Annotated in this window: 24 protein-coding genes; 12 read left to right on the top strand and 12 right to left on the bottom strand. The window is 72.0% G+C overall.

All coding sequences use genetic code 11. From position 1 onward, the window contains the following. The 3 genes from ACERZO_RS30750 to ACERZO_RS30740 form a co-directional block, all read right to left on the bottom strand. The gene (locus tag ACERZO_RS30750) at positions 1 to 1,611 is read right to left on the bottom strand and encodes a succinic semialdehyde dehydrogenase (RefSeq protein ID WP_372668426.1); all 1,611 of its coding nucleotides are present in this window, start codon (positions 1,609 to 1,611) and stop codon (positions 1 to 3) included. A 112-nt stretch (positions 1,612 to 1,723) separates the two neighbouring features. After that, entirely contained in the window at positions 1,724 to 2,725 is a 1,002-nt protein-coding gene (locus ACERZO_RS30745) for a hypothetical protein (RefSeq protein WP_372668424.1), read from the bottom strand. 84 nt (positions 2,726 to 2,809) lie between these two features. Next, entirely contained in the window at positions 2,810 to 3,427 is a 618-nt protein-coding gene (locus ACERZO_RS30740) for a TetR/AcrR family transcriptional regulator (protein ID WP_091389735.1), read from the bottom strand. Between the two features lie 94 nt (positions 3,428 to 3,521). On the opposite strand from ACERZO_RS30740, the gene ACERZO_RS30735 reads away from it, so the two are divergent. Next, positions 3,522 to 4,673 (top strand): acyl-CoA dehydrogenase family protein, encoded by a 1,152-nt coding sequence (locus ACERZO_RS30735; RefSeq protein WP_372668422.1) that lies wholly within the window; start codon positions 3,522 to 3,524, stop codon positions 4,671 to 4,673. Between the two features lie 11 nt (positions 4,674 to 4,684). Further along, on the top strand, positions 4,685 to 5,821 hold the full coding sequence (locus ACERZO_RS30730; RefSeq protein ID WP_372668420.1) for a CaiB/BaiF CoA transferase family protein: 1,137 nt from the start codon (positions 4,685 to 4,687) through the stop codon (positions 5,819 to 5,821). On the opposite strand, the gene ACERZO_RS30725 is transcribed toward ACERZO_RS30730, so the two are convergent. Together ACERZO_RS30725 and ACERZO_RS30720 are read right to left on the bottom strand one after the other, a co-directional pair. Then, positions 5,818 to 6,348, bottom strand: coding sequence for a GNAT family N-acetyltransferase (locus ACERZO_RS30725; RefSeq protein ID WP_372668418.1), 531 nt, complete (start codon positions 6,346 to 6,348; stop codon positions 5,818 to 5,820). The two genes, ACERZO_RS30730 and ACERZO_RS30725, sit on opposite strands and share 4 nt — an antisense overlap. Positions 6,349 to 6,569: 221 nt before the next feature. Further along, the gene (locus tag ACERZO_RS30720; protein ID WP_372668416.1) at positions 6,570 to 7,343 is read right to left on the bottom strand and encodes a crotonase/enoyl-CoA hydratase family protein; all 774 of its coding nucleotides are present in this window, start codon (positions 7,341 to 7,343) and stop codon (positions 6,570 to 6,572) included. 116 nt (positions 7,344 to 7,459) lie between these two features. On the opposite strand from ACERZO_RS30720, the gene ACERZO_RS30715 reads away from it, so the two are divergent. From ACERZO_RS30715 to ACERZO_RS30695, 5 genes are all read left to right on the top strand, one after another. Further along, positions 7,460 to 7,615: a hypothetical protein gene (locus ACERZO_RS30715; RefSeq protein WP_167379779.1), complete on the top strand. Its 156-nt coding sequence runs from the start codon at positions 7,460 to 7,462 to the stop codon at positions 7,613 to 7,615. A gap of 360 nt (positions 7,616 to 7,975) precedes the next feature. After that, on the top strand, positions 7,976 to 8,458 hold the full coding sequence (locus ACERZO_RS30710) for a helix-turn-helix transcriptional regulator (protein WP_372668414.1): 483 nt from the start codon (positions 7,976 to 7,978) through the stop codon (positions 8,456 to 8,458). 123 nt (positions 8,459 to 8,581) lie between these two features. After that, complete coding sequence (locus ACERZO_RS30705) at positions 8,582 to 9,490, top strand: lytic transglycosylase domain-containing protein (protein ID WP_372668412.1); 909 nt, start codon at positions 8,582 to 8,584, stop codon at positions 9,488 to 9,490. Positions 9,491 to 9,555: 65 nt separating this feature from the next. Next, positions 9,556 to 9,948 carry a hypothetical protein gene (locus ACERZO_RS30700; RefSeq protein WP_372668411.1) on the top strand — a complete coding sequence of 131 codons (393 nt, stop codon included), beginning with the start codon at positions 9,556 to 9,558 and terminating at the stop codon, positions 9,946 to 9,948. Positions 9,949 to 9,961: 13 nt separating this feature from the next. Further along, positions 9,962 to 10,306, top strand: a complete 345-nt coding sequence (locus tag ACERZO_RS30695; protein WP_372668409.1) for a DUF3817 domain-containing protein — start codon at positions 9,962 to 9,964, stop codon at positions 10,304 to 10,306. On the opposite strand, the gene ACERZO_RS30690 is transcribed toward ACERZO_RS30695, so the two are convergent. After that, a complete protein-coding gene (locus tag ACERZO_RS30690; protein ID WP_372668407.1) occupies positions 10,284 to 11,708 on the bottom strand; it encodes an MFS transporter in 1,425 nt (474 codons plus the stop codon). The two genes, ACERZO_RS30695 and ACERZO_RS30690, sit on opposite strands and share 23 nt — an antisense overlap. 135 nt (positions 11,709 to 11,843) lie before the next feature. Between ACERZO_RS30690 and ACERZO_RS30685 the strand changes: the two genes are divergently transcribed. Next, entirely contained in the window at positions 11,844 to 12,404 is a 561-nt protein-coding gene (locus ACERZO_RS30685; RefSeq protein ID WP_372668405.1) for a TetR/AcrR family transcriptional regulator, read from the top strand. Between the two features lie 19 nt (positions 12,405 to 12,423). Here ACERZO_RS30685 and ACERZO_RS30680 read toward each other — a convergent pair whose 3' ends face one another. Both ACERZO_RS30680 and ACERZO_RS30675 read right to left on the bottom strand, forming a co-directional pair. Further along, on the bottom strand, positions 12,424 to 14,016 hold the full coding sequence (locus tag ACERZO_RS30680; protein ID WP_372668403.1) for a solute symporter family protein: 1,593 nt from the start codon (positions 14,014 to 14,016) through the stop codon (positions 12,424 to 12,426). After that, positions 14,013 to 14,450, bottom strand: a complete 438-nt coding sequence (locus ACERZO_RS30675; protein ID WP_372668402.1) for a DUF485 domain-containing protein — start codon at positions 14,448 to 14,450, stop codon at positions 14,013 to 14,015. The genes ACERZO_RS30680 and ACERZO_RS30675 overlap by 4 nt, the downstream gene beginning before the upstream one ends. A 1,003-nt stretch (positions 14,451 to 15,453) precedes the next feature. Between ACERZO_RS30675 and ACERZO_RS30670 the strand changes: the two genes are divergently transcribed. Genes ACERZO_RS30670 through ACERZO_RS30655 form a run of 4 tightly spaced genes read left to right on the top strand, consistent with a single transcriptional unit; the run spans position 15,454 to position 21,517 of the window. Then, positions 15,454 to 19,752: a sensor histidine kinase gene (locus tag ACERZO_RS30670; protein WP_372668981.1), complete on the top strand. Its 4,299-nt coding sequence runs from the start codon at positions 15,454 to 15,456 to the stop codon at positions 19,750 to 19,752. Then, positions 19,749 to 20,201: a roadblock/LC7 domain-containing protein gene (locus ACERZO_RS30665; RefSeq protein WP_372668400.1), complete on the top strand. Its 453-nt coding sequence runs from the start codon at positions 19,749 to 19,751 to the stop codon at positions 20,199 to 20,201. The genes ACERZO_RS30670 and ACERZO_RS30665 overlap by 4 nt, the downstream gene beginning before the upstream one ends. Positions 20,202 to 20,208: 7 nt before the next feature. Then, a complete protein-coding gene (locus tag ACERZO_RS30660) occupies positions 20,209 to 20,925 on the top strand; it encodes a DUF742 domain-containing protein (RefSeq protein WP_372668399.1) in 717 nt (238 codons plus the stop codon). A gap of 28 nt (positions 20,926 to 20,953) precedes the next feature. Further along, positions 20,954 to 21,517, top strand: a complete 564-nt coding sequence (locus ACERZO_RS30655) for a GTP-binding protein (protein WP_091389756.1) — start codon at positions 20,954 to 20,956, stop codon at positions 21,515 to 21,517. Positions 21,518 to 21,557: 40 nt separating this feature from the next. Here the strand turns inward: ACERZO_RS30655 and ACERZO_RS30650 are convergent, their stop codons facing one another. The 4 genes from ACERZO_RS30650 to ACERZO_RS30635 all read right to left on the bottom strand — a co-directional run bounded on the left by ACERZO_RS30650 (position 21,558) and on the right by ACERZO_RS30635 (position 23,581). Next, positions 21,558 to 22,118, bottom strand: a complete 561-nt coding sequence (locus tag ACERZO_RS30650) for a dihydrofolate reductase family protein (RefSeq protein ID WP_372668397.1) — start codon at positions 22,116 to 22,118, stop codon at positions 21,558 to 21,560. A gap of 65 nt (positions 22,119 to 22,183) precedes the next feature. Beyond that, positions 22,184 to 22,834 carry a DUF899 domain-containing protein gene (locus ACERZO_RS30645; RefSeq protein ID WP_372668395.1) on the bottom strand — a complete coding sequence of 217 codons (651 nt, stop codon included), beginning with the start codon at positions 22,832 to 22,834 and terminating at the stop codon, positions 22,184 to 22,186. Then, the gene (locus ACERZO_RS30640; RefSeq protein WP_372668393.1) at positions 22,831 to 23,262 is read right to left on the bottom strand and encodes an SRPBCC family protein; all 432 of its coding nucleotides are present in this window, start codon (positions 23,260 to 23,262) and stop codon (positions 22,831 to 22,833) included. Before ACERZO_RS30640 ends, ACERZO_RS30645 begins: the two co-directional genes overlap by 4 nt. Continuing rightward, positions 23,255 to 23,581, bottom strand: a complete 327-nt coding sequence (locus ACERZO_RS30635) for an ArsR/SmtB family transcription factor (protein WP_372668979.1) — start codon at positions 23,579 to 23,581, stop codon at positions 23,255 to 23,257. The genes ACERZO_RS30640 and ACERZO_RS30635 overlap by 8 nt, the downstream gene beginning before the upstream one ends. Positions 23,582 to 23,672 lie beyond the last annotated feature (91 nt).

Below are 23,672 nucleotides of genomic sequence, written 5' to 3'. Positions count from 1 at the left end.
TCAGCGCGGCAGGCGGCGCAGGGCCTTGAGCCCGACCGTCATGCCGCGCGACCACAGCGAACCCGGGACCCGCTTCGGCGGCCGCAGCGCCAGTCCGCGCTGCAGCGCGATCGACTGGGACTCGGTGTACTTCAGCAGGCCTTCGGCACCGTTGCGGCGGCCGACGCCCGAGTCCTTCATACCGCCCATCGGGACGCCGACGCTGCCGAACGTCGCCGCGTAGCCCTCGTTGACGTTGACCGTCCCGGCCTTGAGCCGCGCCGCGACCTCCCAGCCCGCGTGGCCGTTGCGCGACCAGACGCTGGCGTTGAGCCCGAACGGCGTGTCGTTGGCGCGGTCGATGGCGTCGGTGACGTCGGTGTAGCCGTAGATCGAGACGACCGGCCCGAACGTCTCGTCCGCGAACGGCGCCATGTCCGGGGTGACGCCGGAAAGCACCGTCGGCTCGTAGAACAGCGGGCCGAGGTCGGGCCGGGCGCGGCCGCCGGTGAGCACCGACGCGCCCTTCGCGCGGGCGTCCTCGACGTGCGCGGACACCGCGGCGAGCTGCTCTTCCGACGTCAGCGACCCCATCTGGGCGTGGTAGTCCAGCGCGCCGCCGAGCTTCAGCGCCGCGGTCCGCGCGACGAACGCGCGGGTGAACTCGTCGCGGATGTCCTCGTGGACGTAGATCCGCTCGACCGACACGCACAGCTGGCCCGCCGAGGAGAAGCACGCGGTCACCGCGCCCGTCGCGGCCTTCGCGATGTCGGCGTCGGGCAGCACGATCATCGGGTTCTTGCCGCCGAGCTCCAGCGAGTACGACGTCAGCCGCTTCGCCACCTGCCCGGCCAGCTCCTTGCCGGTCGGCGTGGAACCGGTGAAGCACAGGTAGTCCGACTCCTCGACCAGCGCCGTGCCGATCTTCGAGCCGCGGCCGAGCACGATCTGCCAGGTCCCGGCCGGCAGCCCGGCCTCCTCGGCGAGCTCGTGCAGCCACAGCGCCGAAAGCGCGGTCTGGTTGTCCGGCTTCTGCACCACGGCGTTGCCCGCGGCCAGCGCCGGCAGGACGTCCATCGCGGTGAGCGCGAGGGGGTAGTTCCACGGCGAGATGACGCCGACGACGCCCTTGGGGTGGCGGAGCTCGCCGGCGCGGGTCAGGCCGGGGATGACGCCGGCGACCCGGCGCGGGGCGAGGATCTTGGCCGCGTGCTTGCCGTAGTAGGCCGCGACCAGCGCCGTCGCGCTGACCTCGTCGAACGCGTCGAGCCTCGCCTTGCCCGCCTCGACCTGGACCAGGTCGAGGACCTCGTCCTGGCGGGCGAGCACGAGGTCGTGCAGCCGGGTGAGGACGCGGGCGCGGTCGGCGGGGGAGCGGTCCGCCCAGGCCCGCTGGGCCGTGCGGGCGCTGTCGAACACCGCGCGGACGTCGGCGTCGGTGGCCTGGGGCAGCGTCGCGATCGGCTGCCCGGTGAAGGGCGCGTGCATGCGGATCGGCGCCGAGTCGGCGCCCCCGGCCACGCGGGCGACGAGCTGGGCCGCCCGCGCCGAATCGGGCGCCCCGGCGACGCCGCCGACGGTCGGCGGCAGCGGGGTGTCTTCGAGCGCGTTCGCGGGGGTCGTGCTGGTCATGACGTCTCCGTTCCGCGGCGTCCGGAGGTCCGGGCGCGACGCCGCGCAGGGGTTACCGACGAGTACACCATACCGTCGGTACGTCAGATGTCCAGCCTGATATGAATATCTTTCACGTATTGGGCGGGTTGAGCGGCGGGAGCTGGTAGTTCGGCTCGGTGGGGTCCTGCTTGGGCGGCGGGTGGGCCTGCGTCGCACCGCCGTAGGGGTCTTCGAGCCGCGCCGACAGCCCGCCGGACTGCGCGGGGAACGGCTGCGACGGCTCCCCGGACTGCGCCGGGAAGGGCTGCGACGGCGGACCGCTCTGGGCCGGGAACGGCTGCGAGGCCGGGCCGCCCTGCGCCGGGAACGGCTGGGACGGCGGCGTGCCCGGGTAGGGCTGCTGCGCCGGGTACGGGGGCTGCGCGCCGGGGTACGGCTGCTGCGCGAACTGCTGCGGCGGCACCGGGTACGGCCTCGACTGCTGCTGGTACGGCCCGCCGTACGGTCCCGGCGGCGGCCCGGCCGGTGCGGTCGCCCGCGCCTGGCGGCCGGCCAGCGCCGCGAGGACCAGCGTGACCACGGCCAGCGCACCACCGCCGAGCAGGATCCAGAACCCCAGGCCGGTCGAGTAGAGCGACTTGAGCGTGTCGTCGTCGGACTCGTAGCTCAACGTCGCCGAGACGTCCATGCCGAGCATCCACACCGCCGCGGCCACGCCCGCACCGCCGGCCACCAGCGCCGTCCGGGCGCCCGAGCGCACCCCGTTGCCCGCCGAACGCCGCGCGCCCGCGACCGCCAGGCCGGCGCCGGCCAGCAGCACCAGCGCACCGGCCGAGAGCGGGATCCCGTAGCGGGCGACGTGGGTGTTCTCGTAGAACTTCTTGGCCTCGTCGCCGGGTTCGACGGCGAACGAGCGGGACCAGGCGCTGATCTCCTGGCTGCTCTCGGTCTTGCCGTTCACGATCTGCTCGAACTTCGTCTGCGGCAGGAACGACCCGGCCAGCACGACCACCGCGGCGACGACGCCGACGATCGCGGCGACGAGCCGCAGGCGCGCACCGGGGTCGGCGGGCGGCCGCGGCGGCTGTCCCGGGGGAGGGCCGTAGGGGTTCTGGTACGGCGTGGCGGTCATGGAAGCTCCCCTCTATCGGGGGGATTGGACCACGAATCCGCCGGGCGGATAAGGGGCATTCCAGCCCTTGCGGTGCCCCGCTGGTCAGCTTGGCGCAGTGGCTGCGTCCTGGTAGAGCAGGACGGCGATCCGCTTCCACTCCTCCAGGAGCTGCCGGCGCCGGTTGGGGTCGCCGCCGAGCTCGGCGTCCAGCGCCAGCCCGCGGGTCAGGTTCACGGTGAGCCAGAACAGCATTTCCGCGCGTTCGGGCGGCAGCTCGCCGGCGACCTGGGTGACGTGCTCGAGGGTCGCGCGGCCGAGTGCGCGGTCGACCGGGCGGATGGCCGCGCGCAGCTCGGGGTCGGTGCGGGCGGCGACCCACAGCTCGGTGACGGCGGTCGAGAGCGTGCCCGAGTAGCCGGTCCAGAGCAGGTCGATCGCCGCGGCGACACCGGTACCGCCGCTGGGCAGCTCGTCCAGCGACGCGGCGAGCTGGCGGCGCAGCTTCGTCGTGAGGTGCTCGACGGCGGCCGCCATCAGCTCGGCCTTCGCGGTGAAGTGGTGCTGGACGGCGCCCTTCGACACGCCCGCCCGGGCGCAGATCTCCTGCACCGACGTGCGCGCGTAGCCGACGTCGACCAGGCAGTCGATGGTCGCGTCGAGCAGCGCCGTGCGGGTTTGTTCGCGCCGCTGCGCCTGGGTCCGGTGCGCCGTCTCGGTCACCGCGGCCTCCCTGCTTTACCTACAGGCCGGTACGGATGTACATTCCGCAGAGAACTTACATGCTGATCGTCATGTTTTCCAGCAGGAGGGTCCCGTGCCGCTTCAACTCCCGAAGAGCTCCTGGAGCACCACCGAGCTCGAAGACCTCCGCGAGCTGTCGCGGTCGTTCCTGCAGAAGGAGGCCGTGCCGCACCAGGAGCGCTGGGCGGCCGAGAAGAAGGTCGACCGCGAGTTCTGGACCAAGGCCGGCGAGGTCGGGCTGCTCTGCCTCTCCATCCCCGAGGAGTACGGCGGGGGCGGCGGCACGTTCGCCCACGAGGCCGTGCTCTACGAAGAGCAGGCGCGCGCCGGCGACAGCGCGTGGGGCGTGACCGTCCACAACGGAATCGTCGCGCACTACCTGCTCGCCTACGCCTCGGAAGAGAAGAAGCGCGAGTGGCTGCCGAAGCTGGCCACCGGCGAGATGGTCGGCGCGATCGCGATGACCGAACCCGGCACCGGCTCCGACCTCCAGGGCATCAAGACGCGCGCGGTCCGCGACGGCGACCACTACGTCATCAACGGCGCCAAGACGTTCATCACCAACGGGTTCCACGCCGACCTGGTCGTCGTCGCGGTGAAGACCGACCCGGACGCGGGCGCGCAGGGCGTCTCGCTGATCGTGGTCGAGACGGACACGCCCGGCTTCCGCCGCGGCCGCGTCCTGGACAAGGTCGGCCTCAAGGGCCAGGACACCGCCGAGCTGTTCTTCGACGACGTCCGCGTGCCCGCCGCCAACCTGCTCGGCGACGCCGAGGGACAGGGCTTCTTCCAGCTGATGCTGCAGCTGCCGCAGGAACGGCTGATCATCGCCGTCACCGCGGTGGCCGGGCTGGAGGCCGCGGTCGACCTCACGCTGGCGTACACGAAGGAGCGCACGGCGTTCGGCCGGCCGCTCTTCGGCTTCCAGAACACCAAGTTCACCCTCGCCGAGGCCGCCACCGAGGCCGCGGTGTCGCGCGCGTTCCTCGACCAGTGCATCGAACGTCACTTGCGCGGTGAATTGGACGTCCAGGGCGCGGCGATGGCCAAGCTGTGGACGACCGAGCGCGTCAACAAGGTGATCGACGACTGCGTGCAGCTCTTCGGCGGCTACGGCTACATGACCGAGTACCCGATCGCGCGCGCCTGGGCCGACGTCCGCATCTCGCGGATCTTCGGTGGCACCAGCGAGATCATGAAGGAAATCATCTCCCGCTCGCTCTGAAAGGACCGACCATGAAAGCAGGTCCGCTCAGCGGCCTGAAGGTGGTGGAGCTCGCGGGTCTCGCCCCCGGGCCCTTCGCCGCGATGATCCTCGGCGACCTCGGCGCCGACGTCGTGCGGGTCGACCGCGCGACGCCGGGGGAGGACGTGCTCGGCATCCCGACCGACCCGCTCGCCCGCGGCCGCCGGTCGGTCGGCATCAACACCAAGACGCCCGAAGGCGTCGAACTGGTGCTGAAGCTGTGCGAGACCGCCGACGTCCTCATCGAACCCTTCCGCCCCGGCGTCGCCGAGCGGATCGGCCTCGGCCCCGACGTCGTGCACGCCCGCAACCCGCGGCTGGTCTACGGCCGGATGACCGGCTGGGGCCAGGACGGTCCCTTGGCGAAGGCGGCCGGGCACGACATCAACTACATCGGCATCGCCGGGGCGCTCGAGCCGATCGGGCGCGCGGGCGAGCGGCCGGTGCCGCCGCTCAACCTCGTCGGCGACTTCGGCGGCGGCGGGCTGCTGCTGGCGATGGGCATCCTGGCCGCGTTGTACGAGCGGAACACGTCCGGTCGCGGTCAGGTCGTCGACGCGTCGATGGTCGACGGCGCCGCGCTGCTCACGACGAGCCTGCACGGCATGGCCGCCGCCGGGCTCTGGGGCGGCGACCGCGGCGACAACATGCTCGACGGCGGGGCGCCGTTCTACGACACCTACGAGACCGCGGACGGCAAGTACGTCGCCGTCGGCGCGATCGAGATGCGGTTCTGGGGCGACCTGGTGAAGGTCCTCGAACTGGACCCGGATTCGCTGCCCCTGCACGTGGACAAGACGCAGTGGCCCCGGCTGCGCGAGATCCTCGCGGCGGCGATCGGCAAGTACACGCGCGACGACCTCGTGGCCCGCGCGGCGGGGACGGACGCGTGCCTGACGCCGGTGCTGGCCCCGGGCGAAGCGGCGTCGCACCCGCACAACGCGGCGCGCGGGACGTTCGTCGAAATCGGCGGAATGGTCCAGCCGGCGCCGGCACCGCGGTTCGACCGCACGCCGCCGTCGACGCCGGAAGCCCCGCGCGCCAAGGGATCCGACACCGAAGCGGTGCTCGCCGAACTGGGCGTCACGGACCTCGAGGGCCTGCGTTCGGCGGGCGCGATCGCCTAGTTCTTCGCCAGGTCGGAGCGCACGACCGAGTAGATGACGTGGTCGCGCCACTCGCCGTCGCGGAAGTCGTAGCCGCGAAGGATTCCTTCGCGCGTGAAGCCGGCTTTCTCGAGCGAGCGCTGTTCGGCGCGGTTGCCGACCTCGGTCGTCGCTTCGACCCGGTTGAGCTGGGTGTGGGCGAAGAGGTATTCGACGAGCAGGCGCTGGGCCTGGGTGCCGTAGCCGTGGCCGCGCGCTTCCGGGGCGAGGACGAGGCCGGCGTTCCAGCAGTAGGACGCCGGCCCGCTCCGGCTGCGGTGCCAGGAGACGAGCCCGAGGACGCGGCCGCCGAGCGTCGGCACGAGCATGCCGGTCTCGGCGGTGAGCATCCCGGTTTCCAGCCACCGGCGGCGCAGGTAGCCGGGATCGTGCCAGCCGAACCACTGGTGCTCCCCGGCGCCGGCGGGATCGTTGGTCAGACGTTCCAGGAGGTCGAGATCGCCTTCGGCCACGGGCCGGAGCACGACTCTGTCGACATCGTCGTCCATCGGGCGACCTTATCGGCCGCTTGACCGGAACCGAGGCGACGGCGCGCGATCCAGCCGGTCCGGTGAACGGGGGTTGCGGACAGTGGCCGGCTTCGCACCTGGGCCGAGCGCGCCGCTCAGCTCAGCCGAAGCTGCCGTGGCGACCTTTGTCGCCCGCGAAGCGAGCCGCGCCGTGGTCCGCTTCGGCGGCCGGCCCGCGTGGGCCGAGCGTGCCTTCCGTGTCAGCCGAAGCTGCCGTGCCGTCCCTCTCCGCCCGCAAAACGAGCCGCGCCGTCGACCGCCTCGGCCGCCAGCACCCCGGGCCCCATCGCCGCGCCGAACTCCGCCGTCAAAGCGTCCTCTTCGGACTTCCCCCACTGCTCCAGCGCCGACCGCCGGTCACCCCTCATGCACGCCTGCGGGAACGCCGCCAGCTGCCGCGCCAGCTCCTGCGCCGCCGAAACCGCCTCGCCCGCCGGCACGAGCCGGTTCGCCAAACCGATCGCGAACGCCTCCTCGGCCTCGACCGCCCGGCCCGTCAGGATCAGGTCCATCGCCCGCGACTGGCCGATCAACCGCGGCAGCCGCACCGTCCCGCCGTCGATCAGCGGCACGCCCCAGCGGCGGCAGAACACCCCGAACACCGCCGTCGCGTCCGCGACCCGCAGGTCGCACCACAGCGCCAGCTCCAGCCCGCCCGCCACCGCGTGCCCGTGCACCGCCGCGATCACCGGCTTGCCGAGCCGCAGCCGGGTCGGGCCCATCGGGCCGTCCCCGTCCGGGTGAGTGCGGTTCATCCGGTCGGTGCCGATCGCCTTGAGGTCCGCGCCCGCGCAGAACGCGCCACCCGATCCGGTGAGGACCGCGACCGCGGCTTCCGGGTCCGCGTCGAACTCGCGGAACGCTTCCGCCAGCTCGGCGGCGGTCGGTCCGTCGACGGCGTTGCGGGCGGCCGGGCGGTCGATGGTGACCGTCGTCACTTCGCCGTCGCGCTCGACCAGGACGTTCCGCGTCATCGCCGCTCCTCGGGGGTTGATCGGGGTGTCTTCCGGGCACGCCTTCCCTAGAGTATTGACGTGGCCACTCCCAGGACGGGCGCGGCGAGCCGGGGAGGAAGCCGATGTCGAGCGGCATGAAGAAAGTTCTCATCGTGGGCGTCGTCGCGCTCGTGCTCTTCTTCCTGATCACCCAGCCCAACCAGTCCGCCGACTTCGTGCACCGCGTCCTCGGCTGGCTGAAGGACGGCGCCGAAGCCATCGTCACGTTCTTCCGGTCGCTCTTCTCCTGACCCGCGCTCTGCGCTCACCGGCCCCGCGAACCGCGGCGCCGGTCGTCACCCTGAGTGTTAGCGGACGGTAAATCACTGTGCGTCACGAATCTCGGATTTCGGACCCCGGCACTCGACCATCCGGGTGGATTGCGGCCGAAAACGCGCAGGTCGGCGAATTCGTGCCTGCCGGGGTCTGGCGAAGGAGACCACCCCGGCCCTACGGTGCTCACATTGCGTGATCGGGTGGTTCGCCCTCCCCCCGGAGACCCCCGGTACGCAGGCAGTTTCCACTCAGCAAGGTGCAGGTTGGTGCGTGCGGCACCACCGCGTGGGACAGGCGTCAGGGCCTGTCCGTCGGGGACCTACAAGGAGGCAGGGATGACCGGAGATCCCGGAGTGGACGCGCTGATCCGGCAGTGGGCAGCCGAGCGCGAGCAGACCCCCGAAGAGCAGGAGGTCGACCGCATCGCGTCCGCGTGGCTGGCCGACGCGCCGCCGCAGGCCCCGGGCATTCCCGGCCAGCGCGCCCGGACCGGGCAGTCCCGGTTCGTTCCCGTCGAGTCGGCCGACCCCGGCTACCTCGCCGCCATGCGCAGCAGGCTGCCGGACGTGCCCGAAGAGCTCCTCACGGCCGCCGCGGGCTGGTGGCAGATGGTCGGCGGCGTCGCCGAGGCCGAGGAGTGGTGGAACGCCGGCATCAGCCCGCTCGACCAGCGGGCGCTGGACTACCGGGCGGCCGGGCTCGCGCCGTCCGACCTGAGCCGCCGGCTCGGGCCGATGACCGTCCTGCAGCACCTGCGCCGCGGCAGTGCCCCGGCCTGGTGCGTCGCGCGGCTCGCGCGGCAGCAGAAGTCCGCCTGACGAGACGTTTTCCACTCGGCCGGGTGAACCGGTGCGGTGAGACGATGGCGACGACCCGCGTAACGCTAACCTGCGCGGGCTCGTTGACAGTTCGTCGACACCACGCTGGAGGACCGGAGTTTCGTGCGCACGAGTAGCGGAAAGACCGAGGACGACCCGATCGACGGTTGCGTCGAGGAAGTCGCCCCCGCCGCGCCGGCGCCGCGCTCGTCCGGCGTCGCCGTGCTCACCCGGCTGGTCGTGGTCCTCGCCGTGCTGGCCGTGGCCGGCGGCGGGATCTGGCTCGTGACCCGCGCGTCGACGCCGGAGGCGAGCCCCCTCACCACCGAAATCCCCGCCCTGCAGGTCAAGGCGGCCGACGTCCGGCCGGGGTCGGTCGCGCCGGCCGGCGGTGCCGTCGCGGGCGGGGCCGAGCAGCAGACCTCTCCCCAGCAGGCCCGCAGCACGGGCCCGGCGACGCTGTCGCAGTGGGCGAGCCAGGTGGCGGCGGCGTCCGGCGTCCCGGCGCGGGCGTTGCAGGCGTACGGCAACGCGGAGCTGGCGATGCGCGCGGACCAGCCGAAGTGCAAGATCTCGTGGGCCACGCTGGCCGGCATCGGCCGCATCGAGTCCAACCACGGCCAATACGCGGGCGCGGTCCTGGGTGCGGACGGCCGCCCGTCCAAGCCGATCATCGGCGTCCCGCTCGACGGCTCGGCGGGCGTCCAGGCGATCGGCGACACCGACGGCGGCCGCTACGACGGCGACCCGGGGGTGGACCGCGCGGTCGGCCCGATGCAGTTCATCCCCAGTACTTGGCGCAAGTGGGCTTCGGACGGCAACGGCGACGGCCTCGGCGACCCCCAGCAGATCGACGACGCGGCCTTGGCGGCGGCTCGTTACCTGTGTGCGGGCGGGCGGGACATGGCGAGCCCGAGCGGGTGGTGGGCCGGGATCCTCTCGTACAACAACTCGACCGAGTACGCGCAGAAGGTGTTCGGGCTGGCGGACGGGTACGCGAAGGCGGCCCAGTCGATCCGCAAGCAGGGCTGAGAGCCGGGCCACCCCGGTCGCGCCTCGGCCGCCGCCCCTCAGCCGCCCAGTGCTACTTTCGAAGCGTGCCAGCTTCCCCGCCACCGGTCGCGTCCCCCTGGGGGCGGCGGATCGCGATCATCGCGACCTGCCTGGTGAGCCTGCTCGTCTGCTGCGGGCTCGCCTGGTGGCAGTGGGACCGCTTCACCTCCGCGAACGGCACCTTCCAGAACCTCGGCTACGTCCTGCAGTGGCCGCTGTTCGGGCTGTTCCCGGCCTTCATGTTCTGGCGGATCCGCAAGCTCCGGCTGAAGGCCGAAGCCGACGGCACCGCGGACGAAAAGCCGGCCCCCGTCGCCGAGGTGCCCGCTCCCCGTCCCCGCCCCGACGTGCAGCCGACGGACGAGGACGAAGAGCTGGCCGCGTACAACCGGTACCTACGCGAGCTGAACGCCCGCGACCAGCAGGCCGCAGAGTGAGAAGGACGACCCGATGACCACCAGCACCGAAGGCGCCGCACAGACCGCGGTGCCGCTCACCGGCCCCCTGCTCCGGTTCCGCACCGCCGCCTACGTCACCGGCGTCGGCCTGCTCGGCCTGTGCTTCGTGATGGTGCTGCGGTACGGCTTCGACAACCCGACGCCGTCCGCGGTGTACTCGCCGATCCACGGCGTCCTCTACATGATCTACCTGGTGCTGACCATCGACCTGGCGATCAAGGCCCGCTGGTCGATCAAGGGCACCGTGCTGGTGCTGCTCGCCGGCTGCGTCCCGTTCGTCTCGTTCCTCGTCGAGCGCCGGGTGACGCACAAGGTCAAGGCCGGGCAGAAGCTGTAACCCGCCGGAACGTCAGCGCCACCAGGACCGTGCCCGCGGCGAACACCGCGGCCGTCGCGAACGCCGACGTCATCCCGTCGACGACGAGCTGGTTGCCCGTCGCGCCCGACGACCGGGTCACCGAGCCGAACACCGTGATCAGCACGCCGAGGCCCAGCGTGCTGCCGACCTGCTGCATCGTCTGCAGCACGCCGCCCGCGGCGCCGGCGTCCTCGGCCGGCACCGTGGCCATCACGATCACGTTGAGCGGCGCGAACGCCAGCCCGCCGCCGAGGCCCATCAGCAGCAGCGGCCCGAGCAGCGCCGGGAAGTACGCGCTGTCCGTGGTGAGCATCGCCAGCCAGAGAACCCCGGTGAGCATCAGCAGCGACCCCGTGACGGAGAGGGGCTTCGGTCCGTAGCGCGGGAGCAGCCGCGGCACGAGCCGGCTCATCGTGAAGATCAGCGCCGCCATCGGCAGGAACGCGAACCCCGTGGCCAGCGCGGCGAAGTGCCGGATGTCCTGCATGAACTGGGTGAGGAAGAAGAACATCGACATCATCGCCATCGGCCCGAGGAAGAAGTTGACGTAGGCCGCGCTGCGGTTGCGGTCGGCGAACAGCCGCAGCGGGACCAGCGGCATCGCCGTGCGGGCCTCGATGGCGACGAACCCGGCCAGCAGCGCGAGGCCGCCGGCGAGCGAGCCGAGCGTCACCGGGTTGCCCCAGCCGTCGGACGCGGCGTGGGTGAAGGCGAACACGAGCGAGCCGACGCCGAGGGTGCCGGTGATCGCGCCGGGCAGGTCGAGGTGGGCCCGCCGGCGTTCGGGCTCCGGCACGAACCGCGGGGCCAGCAGCACGATCGCCAGGCCGAACGGCACGTTGATGAACAGCGCCGCGCGCCACGAGATCCACTCGGTGAGCAGGCCGCCGACGATCAGGCCGATGGCGAACCCGCCGCTGGACATCGCGGAGAACAGGGACAGCGCGCGGACGCGGGCCTTGGCTTCGGTGAACGTCGTCGTGACCAGCGCCAAGGTGCTCGGGCCTGCCATCGCGGCGCCGACGCCCTGCAGGACGCGGGCGGCGATGAGCAGCGCGGCCGAGTCGGCGAGGCCGCCGGCCAGGGACGCGAGGGTGAACAGGGCGGTGCCCGCGACGAACATCCGGCGCCGGCCGAAGAGGTCGCCCGCCCGGCCGCCGAGCAGCAGCAGGCCGCCGAAGACGAGGCTGTAGGCCGTCATCACCCAGGACAGCCCGGTGGGGGTGAACCCCAGGTCGGCCTGGATGCGCGGGAGCGCGACGTTCATCACGGTCGCGTCGAGGATGAGCATGAGCTGGCAGGTCAGGATGATCGCGAGGACCAGCCCGCTGCGGCGGGCCGGGGCAGGCTCGACCGCACGATGGATCGTTTGCTGGGACAAGAGATACTCCCCCGAGGAGTAAGAGAAGAAGCGGAGATCTTCTCCGCTTGGGTGCGATCCGATAATATGGAGAGCGTCTCCGGATGCGCAAGTGAATTCGGAGAATCTCTCCGGTTGAGTGGCGAGGAGGCCGGGATGCCGGGTGCGGACTCGGAGCGTCCGATGCGGGCGGACGCGAAGCGCAACTACGAACGCATCGTCGCGACGGCGAAGGACCTCTTCACCGCGCAGGGGGCCGACGTGCCGCTCGACGACATCGCGAAGAAGGCGGGCGTCGGCGCGGGCACCCTGTACCGGCACTTCCCGACACGGGAGAAGCTGTTCGAAGCGGTCTACCGCGACGAGATCGAGGTGCTCGCCGACCGCGCGTACGTCCTGCACGACGAGCTGCCGCCGTGGGAGGCCCTCGAGGCCTGGCTGGGGGAGCAGGTGACCTGGGTCGTGGAGCGGCACAAGCTCGCCACGATCCTCAAGGAGTCGATCGACTCGGGCTCGGAGACCTTCCAATACTGCCAGGTCCGGCTGCGCGAGGCGGTCGGGGTGCTGGTCGACGGCGCCGCCGGGCTGATCCGGCCGGACGTCGCGGGGCCCGACGTGCTCCGGCTGGGGCACGGCGCCGGGATGGCGGTGCGCAACTGCAGCCCGGAAGACGGGAAGCGCGTATTGGACGTGATCCTGGACGGCCTGCGCGCGTGACGCAGGCCGTCCAGGGTGGCTAGCTGCCGATCCCGGTGAGGGACCGGACCTCCATCTCCGCGTGCTTGTCCGCGTCCGCCTTCGGCTTGCCGACGAGGGTGCCGACGAACCCGCAGAGGAACGAGAACGGGATCGACACCAGGCCCGGGTTCTTCAGCGGGAACCAGGCGAAGTCGATGCCCTTGAAGATCGAGTCCGGCGAGCCGGAGACGACCGGCGAGAACAGCACCAGCAGCAGGCACGCGATCAGGCCGCCGTAGATGCCCCACAGCGTGCCGGTGGTGTTGAACCGCTTCCAGAACAGGGAGTACAGCAGCGTCGAGAGGTTCGCCGACGCCGCCACCGCGAACGCCAGCGCCACCAGGAACGCGATGTTCTGCCCGTTCGCCAGCACGCCGCCGACGATGGCCAGCGCCCCGACCACGATCGCGGTCAGCCGCGCCACGCGGACCTCGTCCGCCGGTTCGGCCTTGCCCTGCTTGAAGATGTTCGCGTAGACGTCGTGGGCGAAGGACGCCGACGCGGTGATCGTCAGCCCGGCCACGACCGCGAGGATCGTCGCGAAGGCGACCGCGGCGATGATGCCGAGCAGCAGCGTCCCACCGACGTGCAGGGCCAGCAGCGGGGCCGCCGAGTTCTCGCCGCCGGGGGCGGCCTTGATCTCGTCAGCGCCGACCAGCGCCGCCGCCCCGAAGCCGATCACCAGCGTGCACAGGTAGAAGAGGAACATGCACGCCGTCGCCCAGACGACGCTTCGCCGCGCCTCGCGGGAGTTCGGCACCGTGTAGAAGCGCATCAGCACGTGCGGCAGCGCCGCCGCGCCGAGCACCAGCGCCAGCGCCAGCGACACGAAGTCGAGCTTGGTGGTGCCGTTCTTGCCGTACGAGCCGCCCGGCTCGAGGAGCTTGTCGCCGAGCGGGCTGTTCTCCGCCGCCGAAGAGAGCAGGTTCGAGAACGAGAAGCCGAACTTGCCGAACAGGAACACCGTCAGCAGCGCGCCGCACAGCAGCAGGATGGTCGCCTTGATGATCTGCACCCACGTGGTGCCCTTCATCCCGCCGACCAGCACGTACAGCACCATGACCAGCCCGACGACGCCGATCACCAGCGCCTGGCCGAGCTTCGAGTGGACGTTCAGCAGCAGCGCGACCAGGCCGCCGGCGCCGGCCATCTGCGCCAGCATGTAGAAGAAGGAGATCACCAGCGTCGACGTCGCCGCCGCCGCGCGGACCGGGCGCTGCTTCATCCGGAAGCTGAGGACGTCGCCCATCGTGAACCGGCCGGTGTTGCGCAGCAGCTCGGCGATCAGCAGCAGGTCCACGAGCCAGGCGACGAGGAAGCCGATCGAGTAGAGGAAGCCGTCGTAGCCGTGCATCGCGATGGCGCCGGCGATGCCGAGGAACGACGCCGCCGACAGGAAGTCGCCCGACAGCGCGATGCCGTTCTGGCGGCCGGTGAACGCGCTGCCCGCGGCGTAGTAGTCGGCCGTCGAGGAGTTCCGGGAGCTGGCCCGGTAGACGACGTACAGCGTGATCGCCACGAACAGGGCGAACACGACCGTGTTGACGAGGGGGTCGCTGGCCGGGGTGCCCTCGGCGGCGAGCGCGGTCATCGGCGGGTCCCTTCCGGCAGGCCCGCGCGGGCCCGCAGCTCGGCGACGCGCGGGTCGACCTGGCGGCGCGCGTAGCGGAGGTAGAGCCAGGTGACCAGGGCGGTGCTGGCGAACTGGCCGATGCCGAGCAGGATGCCGACGTTGACCTGGCCGAACACCTTGCGGCTCATGAAGTCGTGGGCGTACGCGGCGAGCAGCACGTACGTCATGTACCAGGCGAAGAAGGCGAAGCTCATCGGGAAGACGAAGGCCCGGAACCGCCGCCGCAGCGAGACGAACTCGGGGCTGGCCTGGATCCCGGCGTAGTCGGGACCCGTCGGGGGAGCGGGTCGTCGGTGCTGGGCGCCGGACGGGCGGTCCCCGGTGAACAGGGCCGGCATCTGGCCGGTCTCCTCCATCGGGTTGCCCGCCGCGGGACGCGCGACGTCGTACATGGGTGCCTCCGGCAGGGTGCCTCCGTGGTGGCGGGCCGGCGAACGCCTGCTGGCAGGGTGCCGGGCCGCCCTTGCGGACTGCGAGGCGAACATCGTAACTAGGCCGTCCGGCGGACATCGGAGGCGGCCGGTCGATGTACGGGCCCGGGAAGAGGTGGTATTCGATTTCTCGTCGAAAGCGTCGAATCCCCGTTCGCGGCAAGATCACGGGCAGATCACCCGTCATGATGAAAAGAATTGTGACCGGCCGTTGTCGCATCCGGCCTACACTGCGGCGAACGGGTTAACCATCCTGGATGATCGTCCAAATTGATCACACAGCGTGGCGGAAGTGAGGGTCATCGCGCCGGAGAGTGTCGCTCGCGCGTGGGCGTGGCGGGGAAGATCCACTGGTCAGCGCTCGGTCTCGAAAGAAATCACCAGGTCGGGGTGTGTTGACGCGGAACGCCACAACATCGGGCACATCTTGAGACTTGACCCACCCGATGGGGGTACTGAGTGTAGATCGTCCGAGGTACCATGCTCCCCTGCATGGGCTAATCGGGTGACGGCCGGATGCCCGGGTGAGACGCGTCCGGTAACCGGAATTCCCTCTTCGGGGGCAGTGAGGTCGAATGTCGAGGGCAGTTCCCGGCCCGGAAAGCACTTTTCGCAGGTCAGCGCCCGAGCGGGGAACAAAATTGACCGGCCGGGCATCGGGGGTACGATTCTTTGGCCCAGCTGACCACAGCGATCGATTGGCACCGATAAAGTTGATCTCGACCACCGTGCAGAACGCAACTTGCGGCGTGCACGTGCACAGTCCCTTGCACGGGACTTCGGGACGGTGCCCGCGCGCAGGTGGCCGGTTGGCCGGGGACGAGCGAGGGCACCGGGGACGCGGCAGGGCGCGGGCGGCACATCCGTCCGCACGCCCGCCGCGAGCCGGGACGCCGCGCCGCCGACGCGGATCCATGACGCCGGACAGGGAGTCACTCACGTGACCGTTGCAGGAGAAGGTCAGGTGCCCGTGGGGGAGCTGCTCGGCCGAGCGCCCCGGCGGTCCAAGGGGAAGGACGCCTGGCGCGCCCTCGTGCGCTGGCGCGACTGGAGCCTGCCCGTCAAGCTCTCGGCCGTCACCGTCGTCCCCATCGTCCTCGCGCTGGTCCTCGGCGTCACGACGATCGCGGGCCAGGTCGGCCGCTCGGACGAGTACCAGCGGCTCGACCGGCTCGTCGCGCTCGGCGGCCAGACCCGCGCGCTCACCGGCGCGCTGCAGCAGGAGCGCACGGTCACCGCGGCGATGCTGACCGAGGGCACCGTCGGCGGCACGCCCGAGCTGGCCGCGGCCCGCAAGGCCACCGACGCCGCGACCGGGCCGTTCACCGCGGCCCAGGCCCGCGCGGCCGACGCCGAGCCGGGTGTCGCCGGGGCCGCCGGCGCGGCCACCGCGCAGGTCAACAACCTGGGCTTCCTCCGCCGCCAGGTCGACGGCGGCCAGCTCGACCCGGCCCAGGCCGTCACCGCCTACTCGGGCATCACCGGGTCGCTGATCAGCCTCGACACCGCGGCCACCGCGGGCGAGGGCGACGGCACCCTCGGCGGCACGCCCGCCGGGTTGCACGAGCTGCTCGTCGCCGGCGAGCAGGTGTCGCTCAGCCAGGCGATGGTCTCCTACGGCATCGCGCGCGCCGCATTGACGCCGAGCGAGCTGGCCACGCTGCGTGCCGCCGAGCTGCGGCTGGCCGACCGGCTCGTCGACTTCCGGTCCGCGGCGGGCGACACGCTGCAGCGCGACTTCGCGGCGATCGCCGAAGGCAAGCAGGCGCAGAGCCGGGCCCGGATGGTCGAGTCCGTGCTGAACGCGCAGCCCAACGCCGTCGACGACGCCTTCCGCGCCCTGTCGGCGGCCGACTGGAACGCCGCGTCGACGGCGATGCGGACGGAGATCAGCCAGGTCGCCGACCGGCTCGGCGCGTCGGCCTCGGCGACGTCGGCGCAGCTGGTCGACGACGCCAGCAGCGGTGCGGGCCTGCTCGCGGTGCTGCTGTTCGCCGCCATGGTGCTCGCCGTCGCGGTCGTCTTCCTCATCACCCGCCAGCTGCTGCGCTCGCTGAAGGCGTTGCGGCGCAGCGCCCTCGACGTCGCCGAGACCGCGCTGCCCGAAGCGGTCCGCAACATCCAGGAGGGCCGCGCGCAGGGCACGGACATCGTGCCGGTGCCGGTGCGGACCGACGACGAGGTCGGCGAGGTGGCGCGGGCCTTCGACAAGGTGCACCACCAGGCGCTGCGGCTGGCGACCGAGCAGGCCGCGATGCGCACCGGCTTCGGCAGCGTCTTCGTCAACCTGTCGCGGCGCAGCCAGAGCCTGGTGCAGCGGCAGCTGCAGCTGATCGAGCAGCTGGAGCGCGACGAAGAGGACGCCGACCAGCTCGCGACGCTGTTCCAGCTCGACCACCTCGCCACCCGGATGCGGCGCAACAACGAGAACCTGATGGTGCTCTCCGGCGCCGAGCCGGGCCGCCGGTCCGGCAAGCCGGTCGGCACCACCGACATGCTGCGCGCCGCGGTCTCGGAGATCGAGCAGTACCAGCGGGTCCAGGTGCAGCCGCCGCCCCCGGCCCGGATCGTCGGGTACGCCGCGAGCGACCTGATGCGCCTGGTCGCCGAGCTGCTGGACAACGCGACGGCGTTCTCCGCGCCGGAGACGTCGGTGACCGTCGCTTCGCGGCTGGGCGAGGACGGCTCGCTCAACGTCGACATCCTCGACAAGGGCATCGGCATGAACGAGGCCGAGGTCGCCGAGGCGAACACCCGGCTGACCGAGGCGGGGTCGGTCGACCTGGCCACCTCGCGCCGGATGGGCCTGTTCGTCGTCGGCCGGCTGGCCAGCCGGCACCGGATCGGCGTGTCGCTGCACGGCGGCAAGGACATCGTCGGCGTCCGCGCGACGGTCGTCGTCCCGCCGGACCTGGTGATGCCGGTGACCGACGGCCCGCTGACCGGCCCGATCGGCGCCCTGCAGCAGCACCCGGCGAGTCCCGCGGCCGGCAGCCAGCTGCCGCGCCGCCAGGTCAACGGCCATTCCCGGCCGCGGCCGGTGGTCCCGCAGCAGCCGGCGATGGGGGAGGAGCGCTGGCCGTCGGCGAGCGACCTCGCCGGGCTGGCGAACGGCCACGGACCGGTCGAACGCCCGCCGTCGGACCTGGAGATCTCGGGGACCGACCTGTTCGCCCCGCTGCCGAAGGACGACGACGTCCCGCCGCCGCGTCCGACGTTGCCGGCGGTGCTGCCGGTACCGGACCCGCCGCGGGCGGGTGACCTGCCGTCGGGCAAGGACCTGTTCTCCGCCAACGAAACGACGTTGAGCGACTGGTGGCGCCAGGCGACCGCGAAGCCGGAGCCCACCCCGGCGCCCGCGCCCGACCCTTCGGAGACGACGCCGATCTTCGACGAGATGCTGTCGGCGTGGTTCCGCGAGGACAAGCCGGCGGCTGCCGCGCCGGAAGAGCCGGCTGAGGAGGAAGCGCCCCCCGTCGCGGCGGAAGAGGTCCGCAGCTGGGACTTCGCGAGCGACGAGAACTTCCGCACGGTCCAGGCGGTCACGAAGTCGGAACCGACGGCGTTCACGGAGAAGGGCCTGCCCCGCCGTAGGCGCGGCGAGCAACTGCTGCCGGGCAGCGCAACGCCGGCACGGGCGGTCCCCGCCCCGGCCCCGCCGCGATCGGACCTCCCGGTCCGCGACCCGGCGGACGTGCGGGGGAGGTTGAGCAGCTTCCAGCAGGGCGTGACGCGGGGACGCCAGCAGGCCCGCCAGGCGGCGCAGACAGCCGGCCAACCGGGCGCGACGACCGCGGCTCAGGCTGGTGCTCCGGCGCAGGGCGGAAATGCTTCCCAGCCCGGTGCTCCGGCACAGCCCGGTGCTCCGGCCCAGCCGGGCGATGCGGCTCGGCGCGGGGTTTCAGGGCAGGGCGGGACTGCGGTTCAGCCGGGTGTCCCGGCGCAGCCGGGGGATGCGGCTCAGCCCGGAGTTTCGGCGCAGGCCGGGACTGCGGCTCAGTCTGGTGCTCAGCCGCAGCCAGGCGCGTCGGGACAGGCTGGGACCGGCGCTCAGTCTGGTGCTCAGCCGCAGGCAGGTGCCCCGGCGCAGGCTGGGACTGCGGCTCAGGCGGGTGCTCAGCCGCAGGCAGGTGCCCCGGGACAGGCTGGGACTGCGGCTCAGGCGGGTGCTCAGCCGCAGGCAGGCGCCCCGGCGCAGGCCGGGACCGGCGCTCAGTCCGGTGCTCCTGCGCAGCCCGGCAATCCCGCCCAGCCGGGTTCGGGACAGGCCGGGACCGCGGCTCAACAGTCGTTCGCGCAGGGCTTCCAGTCGGGCGCCCTGCCGCAACAGGGCCGCCCGGCGGCCGCGCCGAACGGGCTCCCGCAGCGGGGCCGGCAGGGTGCCGCGGCGCAGCCGAACGCCCTCCACCAGCCCGGACAGCCCGGTGACCGCCCGACCTCGGCCGCGCCGGAAAGCGAGCCGGGCGCTCGGGAAGCCGGCCGGCTGCCGAGCCGTCAGCCGCGGCCGGTGCCCGGCGAGCAGCCGGCCCAGCCCTCGGTCTTCCAGGAGGCAGCTCCGGAGCAGCAGGCGCCGGGCGGCGAGGCCGACCAGCCCACGGCGTTCCACGAGCCGGCACCCCAGCAGGCGAACCAGCCCACGGGTTTCCACGAGCCGGCACCCCAGCAGGCGAACCAACCCACGGGCTTCCACGAGCCCGCACCCCAGCAGGCGGACCAGCCCACGGGTTTCCACGAGCCGGCACCCCAGCAGGCGAACCAGCCCACGGGCTTCCACGAGCCCGCACCCCAGCAGGCGAACCAGCCCACGGGCTTCCACGAGCCCGCACCCCAGCAGGCGAACCAGCCCACCGTCTTCCAGGAGTCGGGACAGCTGCCCGCCCCCGAGACCGCTGCCCGTCCCGCCGCACCGCCGTCCACTCTCCCCTCCCGCCGGGGCGGAGCGCCCGAAACCCCGGCTCCCCGGCACGAAGAGGCCACCGCCGAGTGGAACTTCGGGACCGATGACGGCTGGCGGGCGGTGCAAGCGGTGTCCCAGTCGACACCCGCCACGTTCACTTCGGCAGGATTGCCCCGGCGCCGTCGCGGGGAGCAGCTGCTCCCGGGCAGCGCCGGACCGCCCACCGGGGCCACGGCCCCCCGACCACAACGGGACGCACACGACGTGCGCGGCCGCCTGCGCAGCTTCCAGCAGGGCATCGAGCGCGGGCGCCACCGCACCGCTCGGGCGACCGAGACCAACCACGAGACACTGGAGGGTGAATGACCTCGCCGAGTAGTGCGCAGCCGACGCAGAACCAGTTCGGCTGGCTGGTGAACGACTTCGCGGAGCGCGTGCCCGGCGTGGCGCACGCCGTGGTCGTCTCGGCGGACGGCCTGCTGCTGACCGCGTCGAACCGGCTCCCGCTCGACCGGGCCGACCAGCTCGCCGCGGTCGCCTCCGGCCTGGTCAGCCTCACCCAGGGCGCCGCCCGGTGCTTCGAGGCCGGGGCGGTCAACGAGACCGTCGTCGAGATGGAGCTCGGGATCATGGTGCTGATGTCGATCAGCGACGGGTCCTGCCTCGCCGTGCTCGCCGCCCCCAACTGCGACATCGGGCAGGTCGCCTACGAGATGACCATGCTCGTCGACCGCGTCGGTCAGATCCTCACCCCGGAACTGCGCGCCCAGCTTCAGGGCTCCGGGGGGTCGCTGATCGGCCAACCGGTGGGATGATGGCGCGATGAGCACGGGGTCCGGATTCGACGGCGAGCCTCCCGAGGGGTACTACCCCGCCGGGCGACGGGACGACGGCACGTTCGCCGACGTCCTGAACGGGTTCACCCTGGATTCCGGCCGTGCCCGCCGGAAGCGCAAGAAGAGCAAGGAGTCCCCGCCACCCCCGGCCGCCGGTGCGCACGCGGCCGCGGAACCGCCGGCGCCCGCGCCGTCGGCCGACCAAGGAGATCGTGTGACCTCTTTAGTCTCGCCCCCCGGCAGTACCGACGGGGACAGTCCCAGGCCGGGTGGGCTGTTCGACCCCGGCCCGCCCAGCGGCGAGTTCGTCATGCCCGCGGTGTTCGAGCAGCCGCCCGCGCCCGAGGACCTGACGGCGATCGTCCGGCCCTACGCTTTGACCGGCGGCCGCACCCGGGCGAACTACGCCCTGGAGCTGGAGACACTGATCTCCGCGAGGGACTACGCTGCCACCGGTGGCTTCCCCGAGGTGGCCGCGGAGCAGATCGAGTGCATCTCGATCATGGAAGAGTGCCGGACCCCCCGTTCGGTCGCCGAGATCGTGTCGGCCCTGCGGGTGCCGCTGGGGGTGGCCCGGGTGCTGATCAGCGACGCGGCCGACGCGGGGCTGGTCACGGTGCACAAGACGATAACGGGCAATGACGGCGCCGAGGCACATCTGGTGTTGATGGAAAGGGTTTTGAGTGGACTCCGTCGGCTTTAAGGCACCGCGGGACACCGCGCCCCCGACCATGACATCCGCCAAGATCGTGGTGGCGGGCGGCTTCGGTGCGGGGAAGACGACCTTCGTCGGGTCGGTGTCGGAGATCGTGCCGCTCACCACCGAGGCGATGATGACCGACGCCAGCGTCGGCGTCGACAACCTCGACCACACCCCGAGCAAGTCGACGACCACGGTGGCGATGGACTTCGGCCGGGTGTCGCTGGACGCGGACCTGATCCTCTACCTGTTCGGCACGCCCGGGCAGCAGCGGTTCTGGTTCATGTGGGACGACCTGGTTCGCGGCGCGATCGGCGCGGTGGTGCTGGCCGACACGCGCCGGCTGGCCGACTCGTTCGCCCCGATCGACTTCTTCGAGGACCGCGGCCTGCCGTACATCGTCGGCGTCAACACGTTCGACGGCGTGCTGGAGCACGACATCAACGACGTGCGCGAGGCGCTGTCGATCGACCCGAACATCCCGATCGTCCGCTGCGACGCCCGGGACCGCGAGTCGACGAAGCAGACGCTGATCACGCTGGTCGAGTACGCGATGCGCCAGTGGATCGCGCTGCGGGCGGCCAAGTCCCGCTGACGCCGCCAGGGCCCGGGGGAGCCCCCGGGCCCGGCCCGGCTCACGCGTGCCGGAAGCGCAGCAGCACCACCCGGTCGTCGAACACGCGCGACTCGACCAGCTCGAGCCCGAGCCGCGCGGTGCCTTCGGCGAACGGGCGTTTCGCGCCGCCCAGGACGACCGGGTGGACGAACACCAGGTACTCGTCGATCAGGCCGTGGGCCGTCAGTTCCGCCGCCAGCTCGGCGCCGCCCATGAGCAGCACGTCCTTGCCCGGTTCGGCCTTCAGGGACGCGACGACCTCGGGGAGCGCGCCCCCGACGACCCGCGTGTTCCAGTCCGCCTTCTCCAGCGTCCGCGAGAACACGGTCTTCGGCGTTTCCCGCCACACGGGCGCGAACGCGACGTCGTGCGGGTCGTCGGAGACCGTCTCGGCGACCGGCCAGAACGCGGCCATCATGTCCCAGACCTTCCGCCCGTAGGCGAACTCGCCGCAGCGGGCGGACATCTCCCGCGAGTGCCCGGACAGCTCCGGTCCCATGACCGGCCAGTCGAACTCGCCGTCCGGGCCCTCGACGCAGCCGTCGAGCGACGTGTGGACCATGTAGACGATCTCGCGCATTTCCGCTCCTCCTCGGTGGGTGTCACCGCGAGGTCGGAGCCGCGGGCGCGGACCGGACACGGGTTTCAGTATTCGTCGTGGCGGCGCCACCAGGAGCTCGGCGCGTCGTCGCCGTGGCTGTCCTCTTCCCAGTTCTCCTGGCGGCCCAGCGGCGTGATGTCGAGGTAGCGGTGCGAGGCCAGGAACATCTCGCCGCCGCGGCCGGAGGTGAAGTACGTCCGGTAGACGTCGTCGCCGTCGCGCAGGAACACGCTGACGCCGAAGCCCATTCCGACCCCGCAGTCCTCGGTGAAGCCGGTGCCGTGCGCGGACACCCACGGCACGTCCCAGCCCATCCGCGTCCGGTACCGCTCGATCTCCGGCAGCGTCGCCGGCGCGACGATCTTCAACGTGACGTCGCGCGCGTGCAGGTGGGCCAGGTGCGGCATGTTGTCGACGAGCAGGGAGCAGCCGGGGCAGCCCGCCTCGTCGCCGGGGTGCAGCATGAAGTGGTAGACGATCAGCTGGCGGCGGCCGTCGAACAGGTCGAGCAGGCTGACCGGCCCGTCCGCGCTCTCGAACTGGTACTTCGCGTCGAAGCGGACCATCGGCAGTCGGCGGCGCTCGGCGGCGAGGTGGTCGGCCGCCTTCATGTGGGCCTTCTCGCGGGCCAGCAGCGCGTCGCGCGCGGCCTGCCAGTCCTCCGGCGAGACGATCTCGGGCAGCGTGGCGGTCATCGGGCGTCCTTTCCTCGGATGTGGCCGGTCAGGTCCTCGAAGCTGGAGAGCCAGCCCTCCTCGTGGTCGTCGCGTTCGGCCACGGTCGGGAAGCCGGTCTGGGTGAACGTCATCTCGGTCTTGCCCTCGAGGTCGGTGAAGCCGATCGTCACGAGCGTCTCCAGCTCCTGTGCTTCCCAGGCGAAGGTGAACGCGAGCCGTTCCGGGGCGCTGACCTCGCGGTAGACGCCGTGCATCCACAGGTCCTCGCCCTCGGGGGAGTGGATGCAGGCCCGCCAGCGGCCGCCGGGGCGCGGGTCGACGGTCACGGCGGAGCAGGTGAAGCCCTGCGGACCGAACCAGCTCGCGACCTGGTCCGGTTCGGTCCAGGCGGCGTAGACGAGCTCGCGCGGGGCGTCGAAGACGCGGGTGATGGTGAGCTCAGGCATCGCCGGTCAGCCTCCTCAGGTGGTCCTCGAGGCGGTCGAAGCCGCCCTCCCAGAACTGCCGGTAGGTCGCGACCCAGTCGGCGACGTCTGCCAGGGGTTTCGCCTCCAGCCGGCAGGGCCGCCACTGACGCGTGCGGCCGCGGGTGATCAGCCCGGCCTGTTCGAGCACCTTCAGGTGCCGCGAGACGGCGGGCAGGCTCATCGTGAACGGTTCGGCGAGCTCGTTCACCGTCGCCTCGCCGGCCGAAAGCCGGGCGAGGATGGCGCGCCGGGTCGGGTCGGCCAGGGCGGAGAACGTGCGGCTCAGCTGGTCAGTCATCATTTCAGCACCTTGTTAATTAACGGACTCGTTAAACATAGCGCCGAACAGGGGACTGTCAAGTTCGCCTGGGGGCCCCTGAGAGCCGCGT

It is taken from the genome of Amycolatopsis kentuckyensis, assembly GCF_041679295.1.
In the GTDB taxonomy this organism is placed as follows: Bacteria; Actinomycetota; Actinomycetes; order Mycobacteriales; family Pseudonocardiaceae; genus Amycolatopsis; species Amycolatopsis kentuckyensis_A.
This window is presented reverse-complemented; position numbering and strand designations above follow the sequence as displayed.